This is a genomic window from Paenibacillus sp. tmac-D7 (assembly GCF_006519665.1).
Taxonomy (GTDB): domain Bacteria; phylum Bacillota; class Bacilli; order Paenibacillales; family NBRC-103111; genus Paenibacillus_G; species Paenibacillus_G validus.
In genome coordinates, this window is record NZ_VIDW01000001.1 from 128755 (window position 1) to 144143 (window position 15389).

A 15389-nucleotide genomic window follows, 5' to 3' on the forward strand; every position below is an offset into this window, starting at 1 on the left:
AGATTATAGAAAATATCGGCTGCAACGCCAAAAGCTGAGCGGAGGAACGTCATTGAGCCTGCAACTGCAAATGATAGGCACAGGAAGCGCGTTTGCCAAAACATTCTATAATAATAATGCGCTGATTTATTTGAACGACTTCACGTTATTGATCGATTGCGGCTACACCGCACCAAGAGCCTTGTTTGAGCTTGGCATCTCGCTCGATCAAATCGATGCGGTCCTGATCACGCATATCCATGCCGATCATGTCGGCGGCCTCGAAGAACTCGCTTTTCAATGCTTGTATACGTTCAAGCGGCGAATCAAGCTTCTCGTCCCCTTCTCTATCGAGCATATGTTGTGGGATCACTCCCTCCGCGGAGGTCTTGAGAACAAAGACGAGGGCATTTCGAGCTTGAACGATTATTTCGATGTCATTCCGCTTGCCGAGAACACGCCGATCTCCATTCGTCCGGACTTGACCGTCCGGCTGCTTCCGACCGATCATATTCGCGGGAAGAAAAGCTATTCGCTGCTTCTGAACGATCGTCTGTTCTACAGCGCGGACGCCAGGTTCGACCTTGAGCTGCTGATGAGCTTGCACATCAAGGGTTGCGATCATTTTCTGCATGACTGCCAGCTGCATTCGCCGGGTCACGTCCACGCCAGTTTGGAGGAGCTGCTCACGCTGCCGGTCGACTTGCAGCAGAAAACCTGGCTGATGCATTATTCCGATCAAATGCCAGATTATATAGGGAAAACGGGACATATGAGATTTATCGAACCGTTCAAGCGTTATACGTTCTAAGCGATAAACGAACCGCGCCAGCGTATCGGTTTGCTTCGCTCCGGGCATGTCCTCCCCTTTTTCGGCATAATTTCCCTCTGGTTGAAGCATCCTAGTCATAAGGAGGCGATATAGATGGAAGAACCCACTCAACACGTCGTAGCTGTTCGCAAGAACGGCGACGGCGATATCGTAGAAATGAAATTGTCCTCGGGCCAGGTCGTCGATTACGAGGAAGCCCAGTACATGGCCAAGAACGGGCAAATCTCGGGCGTCAACGTTTTCCGGGGCCGCGACGGAGACGAGCATCTGCGTTCGAACGCTGACGGAGACCCGACCAACAACCTGGACAACTTGCCCGGCTTCTAACTACTGGACAACCGCGACAAGCCGAATTTTTCTCGGCTTGTCATTTTTTTACTTAAATTTTGACAGCGCTTAGAAGGATTTCATCGAATTATACAGAATTTCAATTAATACGAACAAAATCTGCGAAAATTTGGGAGTTGGAGTACCGCAATGAAAGGTAATGCGATCTTCCTGATTTACTCGATTCTTGTATGCACTTGGTCGATCGGCTACGGGCTAACGGCAAGCATCCCACTGCTAATCCTGGTAACGCTGCTGTATATGCTGACCTTCTTCATAAAACGTCCTTATTACGGAAACACTTCCATTCAGTTATTGTTATTGGTCGCTCTACATGCCATCAGCGCGACAAGCTGGTGTCTTCCGCTTTACTTGCTGCATATGAGCCAGATGTATTATCGGGTCTCGAAATTTTCGACAGCGCTTCTCTTCAACGTCGCCTTGATGGGAGCTTACGTAATCGTCTCGTTAACCTACCGACCGCTCATTGCCGCCCATTTGACGGATATCGCTTTTCAAGCGGTCAGCTGTCTCATTTTGGCTTATATATTCGGAAGGCTCATTAAGGAAATGGAGCTGCAGAAGCAGCTGCTGGCCTACGAGAAGAAACATCTCAGCACGCATGACCCGTTGACTGGCCTTTATAATTTCCAGGAATTTCACCATCAAATGGAAATGATCGTTAAACAGAAGAAACCGATCGTTCTTGTGCTTGCCGACTGTAAAGACTTGAAGTCACTCAATACGACGAACGGATTTCAAGGAGTCAACGACATTTTGAAGGAAGCGGCCCAGCTGCTGCGCATCATGTTCCCCGAAAGTTCATTAATCAGCCGTTACGGCGGCGATGAATTCGCGATCGTGATGGAATATACCAATACCCGCCAAACGATCAATACGATTACACAATTGCTCGCTTCGGAATTTCCGAAATTGACCGGTATCGAAATTAACTTCGGGATGGCCTGCTATCCGCAAGACGGCTTGAATAAGGACGATTTGATGTCCTTCGCCGAACATCATCTCTATATGATGAAACGGGAAAGCTGGCTAAAGCGCGAGGAGCATATGCTGCGAAGCGAGAAGCTGCGCGTAGTGGGCGAGTTAGCGTCCGGGATGGCGCACGAAATTCGCAATCCTCTGACGACGATCAAAGGCTTCTTGCAGTTATCCAAAGCGGGGAATTACAACGTGGAGCCGTGGTACGATTTAATTATGGACGAAATAACCCGGATGAGCATGCTGACGGCGGAGTTTTTGCAATTTTCCAAGCCCCATGTTACCCAATACCGCGTACAATCGATCCGAAGCTGCATCGAGCGGGTCATCTCGCTGCTCGACTCGGAAACGACCAGGTTGGGACATCAGATTCACTTCGAATATGATCCAATGGATATTCGCATGCTGATGGATCAGGACAAAATGCTGCAGCTGCTGCTCAACTTAATGAAGAACGCGCTCGAAGCCATGGTGGATCAGGGAGACATCTTTATTCGGCTGTATAAGCAGCAAAATTACGCAGTCATCGAAATTGCCGATACTGGCAAAGGGATCCCCGAGGCCGAGCTGGACAAAATATTCATTCCGTTCTATACCACCAAAGATTCAGGCACGGGCCTCGGGCTTTCCATCTGTCATAAAATTGTACAGGATCATGACGGTACGATTGAGGTTGAGAGTTTGATCGGGACGGGAACAAAGTTTACCATTACGCTGCCGACCGCGGAAACGGATGAGCCGCGAAACCCCCAAGCTAACGAAGAGCTGACCACCATTTCCGTGTGAACGCCAGCCCTGCCGTGAAGGGATTTCGGCTAGGCTCGCTTACATAACTAAGAAAACCGATAACGGCTCCCAATACAGCACCCCCCAGCACTTCCGCAGGCATATGACCGAGGCGCTCTTCCAATTCGGCATCACGTCTTCGGTGGGCATGATGGGGGTGTTCTTGCGTCAGCTTGAATACCGTATCTTCGAGCTCGTTCACTTCCATTGCGATCAGGCCGGCATGGCGGCGAATGCCCATCGCATCGAACATCACAATCAAGCTCAGCAGGGTTGCCAGAGCGAACGAATCGCTGCTAAAGCCCTTCTTCAATCCGAGATAGCTGGCAAGTGATACGACCCCTGCCGCATGTGAGCTTGGCATGCCTCCCGTCCGAAACAAATCCGACCAAGACCAGCTCCTGCGCTCCTGCAAATGCGCAGGTATTTTCAACAGCTGCGCCGCTCCAACCCCTACAATGGACGTCCATAACGCCCGGTTCATACGCATCACCTCTTCACTAGGATGAGACGCGACGTATCTTTCTATGCGAACGAAAGCCGTGAATAAATCGGCAGACCGTAGTTAAAACCGTGTAAGCATTGAAATCGGAAAACTTGCCTCCGGATCGTTATCCAGTTTGCCCCAAGCCATAATTCCGTTGACATACGCCACTTCAAAAGGCAGCTGGATCCCCTCGACCTTATATAAACCAGGCGGAAAGTCAGCCGGATTCAACAGGTACGCCTGTGCCGTATACAGCTTACGTTCGGCAACCGCACGTTGACTGGGGAATTCGGCGTTCTCCTTTTCAGATTGAATCCAGCGGATTTCTTCCAGCAGTTCTTCTCTACTCATCTGGCTGTATAATTTTTTCATTTGGCATATCCCCTCCGAAAGACCCAAGACATTTATCCTGAATCCCATTCATTGTGTCGAAGCTTTGTCTATTCATCGCTCATCCTGTCAAGCCATGTAACAAAGTATTTATCGAAAATAACGAAGCAAAGTGGTATAATAAGTTACCCGATAGAAGGAAGGAGGAATTTGAAGTTATGAATACGGAATTGTTATTTATGAACCAAAAAATTCCGGTTAGCTTTATTTCCAGCGATCAAAAAGCGATACCGCAACTGATCAACATATTGGAGCGCAATTCATCCCATTCCTCGGCTGCCGGCACCTCGGACTTTAATCAAATCGATCGAATTGAAATTATCGGAAACAACGCCGTTTTGCATAAGAAGCATGTGAATCAATGTATCGAATTGCCGCTCTATTAGAGCGGCTTTTTACTGCTTAAGACGGATATTCATGGACAAGCACGCTACGATATACTAGAGGAGTCGATAGTAACTATATTTTTATTTGCAAAGGAATGTCTGCTTATGAGCACGAATAACAAGCGAAATTTCTTTCGCCTAACGTTTACAGTTCCGCTCGGCGCCGATGTGAAAATCTTCGGAATGGGCGATTTAGATCCGGAAACCAAGCTATATAAAGCCGCGCTTGTCGATTTAAGCGCAGGAGGCGCACGCTTCTTTACTCAGGCGCCCTTACCGGATAAGCCCGGTCTGCTGACCGAACTCCGGTTTATGTGTCTGGGCCATGAATACCGGCCGTACGGCCCGATCGTGCGCTCCATTTTGCCGGAGCCCGGCCATTATGAGTACTGCATCCAATTTTCCTTGGACGACACCGACACATCGGCGTTAACCAGGATGTTAAATCAGCTTGCAATCAAGCTCCGCCGAACCCCTAACGTACCTGGCTGCAGTTTCCTGACTCCGGAGGAAACGGCGGAATTTGAGCATTTTTAGCGAGCTTTACCGGATAAACCGACTGTCAAATACCGTTTCCCCGAATCCGCGTGCCCGATCCAACTGCGAAACAGCAGCTGGTCGGGTTTTAGTTTGTCATGAAGCTCCTTGAGCCCCAACACAGCGGCTTCCAGCCCGTACTTGCCAAACGCCTCGAACAGGAAGCGCGTCCGTTCCTCGGCCGTCCTATCCTCGTACAATTCGTCCGCGATCCAGTTCCGCTCCTCATCCAGAACAATCATATCGGTCCACATCGCCACCCGTCCATCCGGCTTCACCAACGACAGCAGCAGCCTGTTGTACCCTGTGATCAATGAGTTTCGCAAGTAGGCAAGCGCTTCTAAGATGGAGCGAATATCCGCTTCGTTGTACCGGTCCATGTAACCATGGAACTGCAGCAGCGCATCCGGATAAAACAACGGCGTATGTACACCCGAAGACATGACAAACGAGAACGATTTCTTGAGGTGCGGCACGACCTCGTGGCGGTTAACCTGGAAGCTGGCATCGCGCAAAAATCCGGCGATGTCCGCGGCCGACGACTCATTCAGCAGCAGTTCCTCAAATTTTTCATAGAACGAAATTTGATCCAGGCACGTATAATCGACTCGCGTCAATGATCGAAGCCGGCTCTGTGCCAATCCCCCCGTCTTGTCCAGCCATTCCTCCAGCATATTATCTTCCGTATCGAGCACGGTCACTTGTTGAAAATGCACCGCCAGCCCCGGCAAATCCACATCACCGTGATTCCCCGCTCCAAGCACTACCGCTTTCTCGGGCTTCGCCAGCAGACTGATGGAGTCCTCCACCAAACGGCGCACATGGTAACGATGAGTTCCGTACTCGTGCTCTCCCCAGTCCAAGCTTTCGTTCTCGATTGCCGCAGTATCTCCGCCGCCGAACTGCGACTGCATCATCCATGGCAAATCCTTCATGATTGTCCCCTCTTTCGTTGGCCATACTCCTCGTTCATATTATAACATACCGCTCTTTGAGAAAATACGACAGGAGACCTGTAAGCCATATGCTTTAATCGAGGCCTAATCCTAAACGTTCTAAAAAAATGGGGATGACGTGTTGACAAAATATTAAGATCTTGATAATATAATAATCGTCCCCTTGAGAGACACGAAAGAAAAAGGAAATAACTTTATCCATGACTTGTTAGCTCAGCTGGGAGAGCACCATCTTGACAGGGTGGGGGTCAGTGGTTCGAGCCCACTACAGGTCATACAGAAAAACCCTTGTGTAGCAAGGGTTTTTTGCTTTTTATCGAACTTCATTCATTCTTTATTTGGACAAGCTGGGGGCTATTTGGGGGCCGAATATATGTAAATGTATTTAAATTAATTATAGACCAGCTCTGAAACGTTCCTTGTCTGAATTATTTTGGGCATTAATGGAGATTGTCATGGAAGGTACGATAAATATTGAACTCAATAAGGGATCAAGTCGCATGTTCCGAAGGCCTCTCCAGATAAGAACGTCATCTGTCTGCCCGCGTCGCCCCTTGCTGGACATACATTGTAATATAAGCCCACACCACCCGTGCGGGCCTATTTATTTCATTGTCATTTGAATCTTACCGTAGTAAAATGACTATTTGTTAACAGCATGAATAAATAGGAGAGAGAACAGCATGAACGCAGTAGAAAAAGTCAGCAATTTTGTAGGTAAAACGTTTTCGCTTTGGGTTATCTTGTTTGCATGTCTAGGATTCTTTGCTCCACATCTGTTCACCGGCTACAAATCCTTGATTTCACCGCTTCTCGGCATCGTCATGTTCGGTATGGGGCTCACGCTTTCCGCTGCCGACTTTCGCGAAGTGTTTCGCCGGCCTAAGGATGTCGCCATCGGTGTCATCGGACACTACCTGATCATGCCTTCCATCGCCTATTTGTTGGCCATCGGCTTGAACCTTCCTCCGGAAATTGCGGTTGGCGTCATCTTGGTCGGCTGCTGCCCGAGCGGTACCGCCTCCAACGTCATGACGTTGCCAAGGGCGATGTAGCGCTTGGCGTATCGATCGCTTCGGTTTCTACGATCATCGCGCCATTTGCCACTCCCGCCTTGATCTCGCTTTTGGCCGGCAAATGGATGGATATTAATGCGAAGTCTTTATTTATGGACATCTTGCAGGTCGTCATTTTACCGATCGTGCTGGGCATTATTGCGAAAGCTATATTCCGCAAGCAAGCCGAAGCCAGCGTCAAAGCGCTGCCGCTCATTTCCACGATTGCGATCGTGCTCATTGTCGCCATCGTCGTAGGCTTGAACCAGCCGAAAATCATGTCCAACGGACTGCTCATTTTCGCGGCTGTCATCCTCCACAATTTGCTTGGCTACCTGCTCGGTTATTTCTTTGCCAAGCTGTTCGGCATGGATTTGGCCAAGCGTAAGGCAGTTACTCTGGAAACAGGGATGCAGAACTCGGGTCTGGGAGCTGCTTTGGCTGCCGCACATTTCAGCCCGCTGGCAGCTGTGCCTAGCGCCTTGTTCAGCGTGTGGCACAACTTGTCGGGTTCGATGCTGGCCACCTGGTTTGCGAGAAGAACTGAAGATAAGAACAAGCAGTAGCCCGCCTCATCAAGCATCGCGCCAACTTGGTTGGCGGATGCTTTTTTTTACATTCCCTCCGATTTCCAGCACATTGAACTAGTCTCTCATATTCCTCGCCATCTTCTCCATCCGTTTATCTTGTTTTCTCTCATGAACTACCATACACGCATGAATCGCGCCCGGAATCCAGAAGAAGCACGTTAGAATGAAATTCAACAAGGCTTGAATGGGCTTCCCGCAAAATAATACAGCAACAGGAGGAAGCAAAATCGCCAACAAATACATAAACGACACCTCGATTTATTGAGATACTTCATACTACGTTATGATTCCGTAAAGGATTCGGTAAGCTGGAACATCAAGGTCAGATGGCTTTGCCGTATCCCTGACCCTGCGAATGTTGGAATAGACACTTTAGCAGTGGGCAAATTAAAACCAAGAAGAACAAAATGGAAAGGACTTTTCATCATGAACTATTGGGAAGAAGTGCTGCAACGGCTGGATTTGAACGCAAAAGGAGCTTGGCTTATTTACATAGGCGGTACGCTTTTATTTTTAGCCTCATTGTGGTTCAAAAGAAGAATAACTTGGAGAGAATGGTACATCACTTTTGGCGTTGTAGGATTTATGGCCTGGATGGGAAATATTATTTTCTTTTTTCAGCTGGACTTGCTCGATTCGGGCGATCCATCCATTGGCGGAATTCCCGACATCGTGATGTTCTCGTTTGTCCCTCCCGCTATTGCCAATTTGTATTTGAATTTTGTAACAACCAAAAATAAATGGGTGCTGACGAGTCTGTTCGTCGCTTTTTCCTTACTATCGGAGTATTTGTTAGTTAAAGCGGGATTTCTCATTCAAAAAGGCTGGCATGTTTGGTATTCGATTCCATTTTATTTTTTGTTCTTTCATGTATTCCTTCCGTGGCATCTTCGCTTCATCAGGTCTGCAGAAGCTGCAAACAAAGTCCAACAAGACCATGCACCTGTCTTCCCGGCGAATTCGCCAACCAACGGGACAGCCTCTTTCACGGTCCGTGTAACCAAATGGATGGGGTATCATGAGAAAACGCCGCTCCTCATAAAATGGATAGAAAAAAAAGAAAAGGCAAACTAACATTTTCATATACGGGTTGAGTTCATATATTTGTCAAAAGTGTATCGTTTTCAAGCAAAAAATGACAAAACCTCTTATTTTAACACCGTATATTTATTTGCCAATATAATGTTATATTATTCCAGTCAGTTAAATATAGATGCAGGAAAGGATGATCTTGAATAACTATGACTGTCTTATTTGTTGAAAAATTACTTTTTGTTGAAAGTCAAAGCGTCAATCCTCAAGATGCAATTATTATTCGTTTACTTATGGAGGGTGTAGGAGTTCACGAGTTAGTATATTTGACCAAGGATTCTCTGGATATAACCAACCGTATGCTCACCCTAAAGGATGCTTATGACATCGAACGAAAAATTCCCGTGACACGAAAGTGCGTTGAGCTTTTTCAAAGCGCTGTCGAGCAGACTAAATATATTTTGCAAAACGGTTATAATCAAACCAGACAAAATTCAGTAAATTTGCGAGACAGCCGGTTTCTGATCAAAGTAAGCGTGCAGGATTACATCGCTAATGAAAGCATGATAACGGAATTAGATTCTGTGATTTTACGGGTCATCTACATGAGACTCAAACGGCTGGCCGAGTTTTTTTCGATACCGGAACTAACTCATTTTGCAACCGGCAAGCCCGACCTTCAAACAAAGGTATACGCATAAAAAGGAGGCTATTAAGCCTCCTTTTTTATATGAAGAAACCTGGATCCGCAGCTGTGTTTCTTTTACATCGCGTCTAATTTCTTTTTCTGCATGCTTAAATATTCAGTTCTCGGATCATAAACGATATGAGGATCGCTTATTTGTCTGAGATCTTTCCAGTAACACAGCACTCTTCCTTCATTCCCCCCCTTGAACATTTTACATCCTGAGCAAAAGTTGTCTATTTGGAATTGGTTTAACTCAACCACTTTATTTCGTAAGCAGCAATACACGTTTCCGATTTCATTGGCATAGTTAACATGGTTAATATACATAGCCATCCCTCCGCTTGTCCATTTAGTATGAGTATGGAAATTATACTGGATGTGAGCTGAAAAATGGCTCGAACGATGTTCACAAAATTGTGAGATTTTGACGAAAGCCATTAAAATAATAACTGGCCCATTCATGACTTTATTTTCCTGTACTTGTTTCGCAAGTAAAAGCAGAAAATGAATGCGAACAATTCATCTGGGGGAAATGGATCATGAACCGAGTCCGTACATGCCTTGGCGATTTTTATTGCTTGTACTTTGGTGTGGGTTGGGCAAGGGGCATTAGCGGAACCGGCTCATAAAGCCGTTTTAACCGTGAAAACTTCCCTTGATTCCGAACTCGAGACGAACCTGGAGCTGACGAATAACTTCGAACGCTTCCTGAAGCACGGTCAGCGTAAATCTGTCCAAAACATCCCCGTTCTGGATACTTACTTGACCCTAAATCGTAATGGAGAGCATCTCACCTTTCTGGTTGACCAGGCAGGCAACTTATACGATGAGAAGACCCTTGAAATTATTTATCTTCAAGAGCACATAAAATCGGAACTCAGGAATTACGTCCATAGCTTGCGCTCCAAACACTATGGCCAAATGATCGAGTGGGATAATGCTTCAACCTTGATCCCGAAGCAAGCGAAGTTCAAAGTCATCGACCTGGAAACCGGCCTCTCGTTTAACGTGCAGAGAAGAGCGGGAAGCAAACACGCGGATGTACAACCTTTGACCAAAGAAGATACCGCCATCATGAAACAAATCTACAACGGAGCCTGGAGCTGGCGGCGAAAAGCAATTATTGTTCAAACCGAGGATCAGCGGCTTGCCGCATCCATGCACGGCATGCCGCATGGCGGCGACGGCATTCCGGATAATGATTTTTCGGGCCATTTTTGTATCCATTTTACAGGAAGCTCTACCCACGGCTCCGGAAACGTTGATCCTGAACATCAGTTGATGGTATATAAGGCTGCCGGAAAATTAGTTGATTATTTCAATGAAGCTTCCCCTTATCAAATTGCGGACGCCTTTTTGATCGCATTAAACCTGAAGAAACCGCAAATCTTGAAAATGAGCTTTGCAGACGCCAAGGATCCGCAGCTTGATTATTTTCTGAAAGAAAAGGACCGGCTCAAAGGCATTCGCAAAAGATCCAGTCACGTTGACAAACCGTTCTCCGGTGTACTAGCTTTGGAATTTCCACTTGAAGTCAACATGTACCGGGAAAACAACCGCGTCGACAAAGCAACTTTTACGTTCCAAATGATCCGGGGATCTCTGCTGGAACCGTGGACCATTACATCCATCAGCATGGTTTCCTAAATAGGGGATCGGGCTAAACCCCTACCGTCTGGTGATTCATTCATAAAAACCAGGCATGCGGTAAATAAATATATTGTTGATTAATTGAACTGGAGGCAAATAAACCTATGTCACAATCGATTGAAGTTGCTTTACGAACGCTTCTTGCGGTTCTTGTGCTTTTTTTGTTAACGAAGCTGCTTGGCAAACGGCAAATATCCCAGCTTTCTTTTTTTGAATACATTACGGGCATTACGATCGGAAGCCTGGCTGCCTACGTTTCAATGGATTTAGATTCGATGTGGCATCTAGGTTTAATTTCACTGGTCGTTTGGGTATTGGTGTCGTTTCTTATTGAAATATTACAGATGAAAAGCAAAGTGTTCCGGGACTGGGTTGACGGAAAAGGAACCATTCTCATCAAGGATGGGAAAATAATGGAGGACAATCTAAAGAAAGAACGTCTCACAACCGATGAACTGCTGGAGCAGCTGCGTAAGAAAAATATATTTAAAGCGGCTGATGTTGAGTTTGCGGTCATGGAGCCCAGCGGCGAAATTAATGTGCTGGCAACCAAAGAAAACCAACCTTTAACCCCCAAGCATCTCGGTATTAAAGTAGGTCCCGAACAGGAACCGCAGACGGTTATTATGGACGGGAAAATGTTGGATGAGCCGCTGGCGACGATCGGATTAAGCCGGGAGTGGTTATACACCGAGCTGGAGAAGATCGGCGCTACCCTTGAGAATGTGTTCGTAGGGCAAGTTGATTCCTATGGTCAATTGTACGTCGACCTATATGACGACCAGCTCAAGGTTCCGCAGCCCCAGCTTAAGGCTACGCTGCTCGCCACCCTCAAGAAATGTGAAGCGGATCTTGAATTATATGGGCTTACAACGAAAGACGAGACGACGAAACAGATGTATGAACAGTGTTCCCGTAAATTACAAAGAGTGATTACGGAAATTAGACCGTTATTGGTCAGCTAGACCGGGTCTCTCCATTATAACAGCATAGGAAACCACCGGATCGTGTTGGCCGGTGGTTTTATGCGTTCCCGCAGCCGATAGACGAGTATTAAAGCGCGCATAAACAGCATACAATCAACAAACGACATTTCGGGGGAATGGGACATGGAGCAATGGGAAATCCGGCAGCCGAAACTGACGCATGTTCTTAAAAACACCGACGAAAACTTGTTTCAGGAGTTAGCGAAAGACTTCTCGGCAATTATTGGCTCCCCGGTTAAAGTATCCATTGTGAAAGAAAAGGAAAGATGGATGATTTTTTACAACCCTTCCGGCGAAGGCTTATTTCGCTTCTATATAAGCCTGCACGACCCGTCGATGAAGGAATACCTGACAAGCGATTTCGAGCTTGATCGCCCCGTCATTCAAATTCATGAATTGTTCGTCCACCCGATCGGACAGGGGCTCGGAACACAACTCATCTTCAAGCTGCTGGATCGTATCCAAGACACCAAGTTCGAGCTAATCGTATTGCGTGCAGAAAGTGAAAGAGCCGCACGGTTTTGGATCAAATTCGGATTTGAATACAAGGAGGATACGACCCCTTACATGCCATCCATGTCGCTTGATTTGGTGCCGATCCAACGAAGAACGACACCGGTTGTGAAAATACAATTTAAACAAACCTCGACTTGACCCAGGCCCGGATGCCCAACAGACGAAGCGAGCGGCGCGGCCGCAAACCTTTCCACGCGTCTAGCGGCCCGTCAGCCGGAAGCTTTTCCAGCCCGTGCGGCCGCTAACGAGTACTGTGAAGAAACTGTCTGCAAAAAAAGCCGTTGTGGCCAAGTCCACCACACGGCTTTTCTCGCGTCTTAACCTCCATGCCTGCGCACTTTGCGTATATTCTTGCTCTTCTCTTCGGCCGCTTTAGCGTCGTCCTCCGCTTCCGAAACCCACAGCAAGCCCATACAAAGCAAGAACATCCCGCCGACCAACACCAGTCCAGGCATCAATAATCCTTGAACCTGTACATAAAGAACTCCGGCTATTGAGACCAAGAGGCCGGCAAACAAGCCCAGCCCGATCCGTTGGGCGGTTTGTCGCTTCAAGCGGAAACACCTCCTTAAACCATAAGCATCTCTTCTCTTCTAGTCTATTCGACTGTCAGCCGCTTAGAAGCGGTGCTTCCGGGCCGTATAAAGCCGATCCATCAATAAAGTAGGGAAACCACTCTCATGGTTTCCCCCTTATCGAACCGTACGTGCCCTACTAAGGCATACGGCTCACCAACGTGATTCAACTTGAATTCAGAATGTCGCTAATCTCTGGGAATACTGCATCTTGCGGACGCGGTCGGGAGTGTAATACTCTTCACCGCATTCTTTTGCTTTCTGAACTTTACGTTCTTGTTTAACTGTTTGACGCCGCTTCATGTAGTCTAGATATTCTTCAAGGGAGTAACCGTACTGCTCATGAATGTACAGCCAATGGGCAGGGACTAGCCCTATTCGGGCAAAGAACTCGTTGTTCCATTTGGTTTTCATCGCATGTCCTTTTCTCTGACTCGGATGCTTGTGGATCATGGCAACTCTCAATCTCTGGCGGATATAGCCGTCGATGTCGAGTAGGTTGTTTCGACAGGCATTTACGAAGCAACGGCTTTCTTGTCCGTATTTCTTGTTTTCCTCCATCGCATGGTACAAGTTTAGGAAGTAGTTTACTTTCCCCCGGACGATGGGGTTTACTCGTTCCAACCATGCCTTTTTGTTCAGTGTCAAGGTCTTCTTCGTTTTCACTTTGATCTTTTGTTTGAAGTCCTTCCACGTGCTATCCTTTGGCTTCGCTATGAAGTATCGCTTGCCGTCCTTCTTGCGTTCTCGCCAATGCTCGAAGGTGAAGCCAAGAAAGTCGAAGTCGTCGTCCTTGAAGTTAACCGTCTTCGTTTTCTCCATAGCCACTTCGAGTCCTAGCTCTTGTAGCATTGTTTGGGTGATCTCCGCGGCTTTCTTAATTTCCTCTTCTGTTTTGGCGAAGAGCAAGAAGTCATCGGCATAACGTACGAACCGTATGCCATGTTCCTCTAGTTTCCAATCCAGCTCGTTTAGATACAGATTCGCAAGCAACGGCGACACCACGCCACCCTGTGGAGTGCCGGAATCTACCTCGTGGTATTTCCCTTCCTCCATATATCCTGCCTTCAGCCATTTCCAGATCATATCTAAGACAGTTCCATCGGCTATATATTTCGTCAGCACACGTATGAGATTCTTGTGCGGGATTTTATCGAAAAAGCTCCGTATGTCACAGTCATAGATGTAATGATGATCCGTTTCAATGTTCCATAGGATGATTTGGGCTACCCGTTTTGCTCCATAGTTTGGGCGGTATCCGCATGACCATCGATGAAAGATGGATTCTTCGCACTTCGGCTGTAGTACATTGACTATAGCTTGTTGTACGATTCGATCTTCGATGTTTGGAATTCCAAGCGGTCGTAGTTTTCCGTTTTTCTTCGGTATGTAACGTCTTCGGACCGGAGAAGGTACGTATTCTCTGGCTCTGAGTTTGTTCAGGAGCATGGTGAGATTGTGTTCCAGTTTCTTCTCGTACGCCTCCAACGTTACCCCGTCGATACCTCCTGCTCCCTTGTTTTCTTTTACTTGTTTCCATGCTTCATGAAGTCGTCTTTCAAACAGAATCTGTCCGTAGATGCTGTGCCATTTTAGCTTTAATTCCTGATTCAAGTCTATCTCTCACCTTTCATTGCGTCCATTCCGTTCGTTCTTACCGCGGTATCGTTACGGTTGTTCGACGCTACATTCAAGTGTTCGTCCACGAGGTCGTTCCCCTTCCGTTCAGTAGACGTTTGGTCGTCTGCCTACTTCCGTACTATGAGAACGTCTGAATTCTCTGACATGGGTATCACTTCGGCGAAGCCTTATAGATAGCCATCCTTTACAGGGAGGACAGAGAATCTCACGGGGTCATCGTATCTTCCTTCTGAACATACCCAGCACCTTCACATGATAAGCCACCGCTGCTCGTCTGGCTCCTTGAGCAACGGTTTGCCGTTCCGCAGGCTTCCCGTTATTTACGCACAGTCGCCGACTTACCCCGCCGCTTCGTGCTTCACGCTTTCGCATTTGGGTCTGCTCATCCACCTACGGGTCTCTCGACATCCCGCATCTCCTTCAGACAAGCACCTCGCAGTCCTTGCCCTAGATTAGGTTTCTCAAGCTGTACCAGAACTCTTGAGGAAGGACTTTCACCTTCGAGAAAAGTATCGTTCTCGGCTCTTGGCTCGTTTTTACCTACGGTATCGTTGCCGCCGCCTTTAATAGATAGCTCATAGCGCCATTGCGCTAGTGACACGACTGCCCGTCGCACATAAAAAGACCTGTTCCATTCAGAACAGGTCCTTGTTTGTTATTCAGGGTAAGGAGGATAAGGGATTGGGGTCAAACTATTCGGTTTCTTCCGATACTTCCTCGGACAATACTTCTTCTGTCACTTCGCCGGATGCGGCTTCTTCAACAGCCTCTTCTTCCGAAGCGGCCTCTTCAGCTTGTTCCACAACTACTTGTTCCACAACTTCTTCTTCAGACCGTACTTTCTCGTCTTCTCCCATATGTAATCCCTCCCAATGTTCGCCTAGGTTACCTAGACGTACCCTTAGTATACGATAGAGGCATATGAAATTGATGTCGTTTCATGCGGGCGAAAATATTACATTTCGATTACAAAAAAA

At 47.2% G+C, this 15389-nt stretch carries 17 protein-coding genes, 1 tRNA gene and 1 pseudogene; 12 read left to right on the plus strand and 7 right to left on the minus strand.

Features of this window, described 5'->3' with window-relative positions; translation table 11 throughout:
- Window positions 1–52 precede the first annotated feature (52 nt).
- The 3 genes from FKP33_RS00610 to FKP33_RS00620 all read left to right on the plus strand — a co-directional run bounded on the left by FKP33_RS00610 (window position 53) and on the right by FKP33_RS00620 (window position 2923).
- Window positions 53–790, plus strand: a complete 738-nt coding sequence (locus tag FKP33_RS00610; RefSeq protein ID WP_054795608.1) for an MBL fold metallo-hydrolase — start codon at window positions 53–55, stop codon at window positions 788–790.
- Window positions 791–904: 114 nt separating this feature from the next.
- Window positions 905–1138, plus strand: coding sequence for a DUF3892 domain-containing protein (locus FKP33_RS00615; RefSeq protein ID WP_141333731.1), 234 nt, complete (start codon window positions 905–907; stop codon window positions 1136–1138).
- Window positions 1139–1288: 150 nt separating this feature from the next.
- On the plus strand, window positions 1289–2923 hold the full coding sequence (locus FKP33_RS00620) for an ATP-binding protein (RefSeq protein ID WP_141333732.1): 1635 nt from the start codon (window positions 1289–1291) through the stop codon (window positions 2921–2923).
- Here the strand turns inward: FKP33_RS00620 and FKP33_RS00625 are convergent.
- Entirely contained in the window at window positions 2892–3407 is a 516-nt protein-coding gene (locus FKP33_RS00625; RefSeq protein ID WP_054795577.1) for a divergent PAP2 family protein, read from the minus strand. The two genes, FKP33_RS00620 and FKP33_RS00625, sit on opposite strands and share 32 nt — an antisense overlap.
- A gap of 81 nt (window positions 3408–3488) precedes the next feature.
- Entirely contained in the window at window positions 3489–3782 is a 294-nt protein-coding gene (locus FKP33_RS00630; protein WP_127607342.1) for a DUF1811 family protein, read from the minus strand.
- 176 nt (window positions 3783–3958) lie between these two features.
- Here FKP33_RS00630 and FKP33_RS00635 point away from each other — a divergent pair, with 176 nt between their 5' ends.
- Window positions 3959–4186 (plus strand): hypothetical protein, encoded by a 228-nt coding sequence (locus FKP33_RS00635; RefSeq protein WP_127607340.1) that lies wholly within the window; start codon window positions 3959–3961, stop codon window positions 4184–4186.
- Between the two features lie 105 nt (window positions 4187–4291).
- Complete coding sequence (locus tag FKP33_RS00640) at window positions 4292–4723, plus strand: PilZ domain-containing protein (protein ID WP_054795575.1); 432 nt, start codon at window positions 4292–4294, stop codon at window positions 4721–4723.
- Here FKP33_RS00640 and FKP33_RS00645 read toward each other — a convergent pair.
- On the minus strand, window positions 4720–5658 hold the full coding sequence (locus FKP33_RS00645; protein ID WP_181410013.1) for a hypothetical protein: 939 nt from the start codon (window positions 5656–5658) through the stop codon (window positions 4720–4722). The genes FKP33_RS00640 and FKP33_RS00645 overlap by 4 nt on opposite strands.
- 223 nt (window positions 5659–5881) lie before the next feature.
- Between FKP33_RS00645 and FKP33_RS00650 the strand changes: the two genes are divergently transcribed.
- Window positions 5882–5954, plus strand: a tRNA-Val gene (locus tag FKP33_RS00650).
- A 408-nt stretch (window positions 5955–6362) separates the two neighbouring features.
- Window positions 6363–7300, plus strand: a pseudogene (locus FKP33_RS00655) (bile acid:sodium symporter family protein).
- Between the two features lie 78 nt (window positions 7301–7378).
- Here the strand turns inward: FKP33_RS00655 and FKP33_RS00660 are convergent.
- Window positions 7379–7567: a YqaE/Pmp3 family membrane protein gene (locus FKP33_RS00660; RefSeq protein ID WP_054795574.1), complete on the minus strand. Its 189-nt coding sequence runs from the start codon at window positions 7565–7567 to the stop codon at window positions 7379–7381.
- Window positions 7568–7750: 183 nt separating this feature from the next.
- Here FKP33_RS00660 and FKP33_RS00665 point away from each other — a divergent pair, with 183 nt between their 5' ends.
- The 5 genes from FKP33_RS00665 (at window position 7751) to FKP33_RS00690 (ending at window position 12334) form a co-directional block, all read left to right on the plus strand.
- Window positions 7751–8398, plus strand: a complete 648-nt coding sequence (locus FKP33_RS00665; protein ID WP_127607336.1) for a hypothetical protein — start codon at window positions 7751–7753, stop codon at window positions 8396–8398.
- A gap of 167 nt (window positions 8399–8565) precedes the next feature.
- Window positions 8566–9057, plus strand: a complete 492-nt coding sequence (locus FKP33_RS00670) for a phage lytic cycle repressor MrpR family protein (RefSeq protein ID WP_127607334.1) — start codon at window positions 8566–8568, stop codon at window positions 9055–9057.
- 629 nt (window positions 9058–9686) lie between these two features.
- Window positions 9687–10691 (plus strand): hypothetical protein, encoded by a 1005-nt coding sequence (locus tag FKP33_RS00680; RefSeq protein ID WP_141333733.1) that lies wholly within the window; start codon window positions 9687–9689, stop codon window positions 10689–10691.
- 107 nt (window positions 10692–10798) lie between these two features.
- The gene (locus FKP33_RS00685; RefSeq protein ID WP_127607331.1) at window positions 10799–11659 is read left to right on the plus strand and encodes a DUF421 domain-containing protein; all 861 of its coding nucleotides are present in this window, start codon (window positions 10799–10801) and stop codon (window positions 11657–11659) included.
- Window positions 11660–11803: 144 nt separating this feature from the next.
- Complete coding sequence (locus FKP33_RS00690) at window positions 11804–12334, plus strand: GNAT family N-acetyltransferase (RefSeq protein ID WP_127607329.1); 531 nt, start codon at window positions 11804–11806, stop codon at window positions 12332–12334.
- 179 nt (window positions 12335–12513) lie between these two features.
- Here the strand turns inward: FKP33_RS00690 and FKP33_RS00695 are convergent, their stop codons facing one another.
- The 3 genes from FKP33_RS00695 to FKP33_RS26895 all read right to left on the minus strand — a co-directional run bounded on the left by FKP33_RS00695 (window position 12514) and on the right by FKP33_RS26895 (window position 15269).
- On the minus strand, window positions 12514–12750 hold the full coding sequence (locus FKP33_RS00695) for a hypothetical protein (RefSeq protein ID WP_054795566.1): 237 nt from the start codon (window positions 12748–12750) through the stop codon (window positions 12514–12516).
- Between the two features lie 198 nt (window positions 12751–12948).
- Entirely contained in the window at window positions 12949–14385 is a 1437-nt protein-coding gene (gene ltrA / locus FKP33_RS00700) for a group II intron reverse transcriptase/maturase (RefSeq protein ID WP_141333734.1), read from the minus strand.
- 719 nt (window positions 14386–15104) lie between these two features.
- The gene (locus FKP33_RS26895) at window positions 15105–15269 is read right to left on the minus strand and encodes a hypothetical protein (RefSeq protein ID WP_155615272.1); all 165 of its coding nucleotides are present in this window, start codon (window positions 15267–15269) and stop codon (window positions 15105–15107) included.
- Window positions 15270–15389 lie beyond the last annotated feature (120 nt).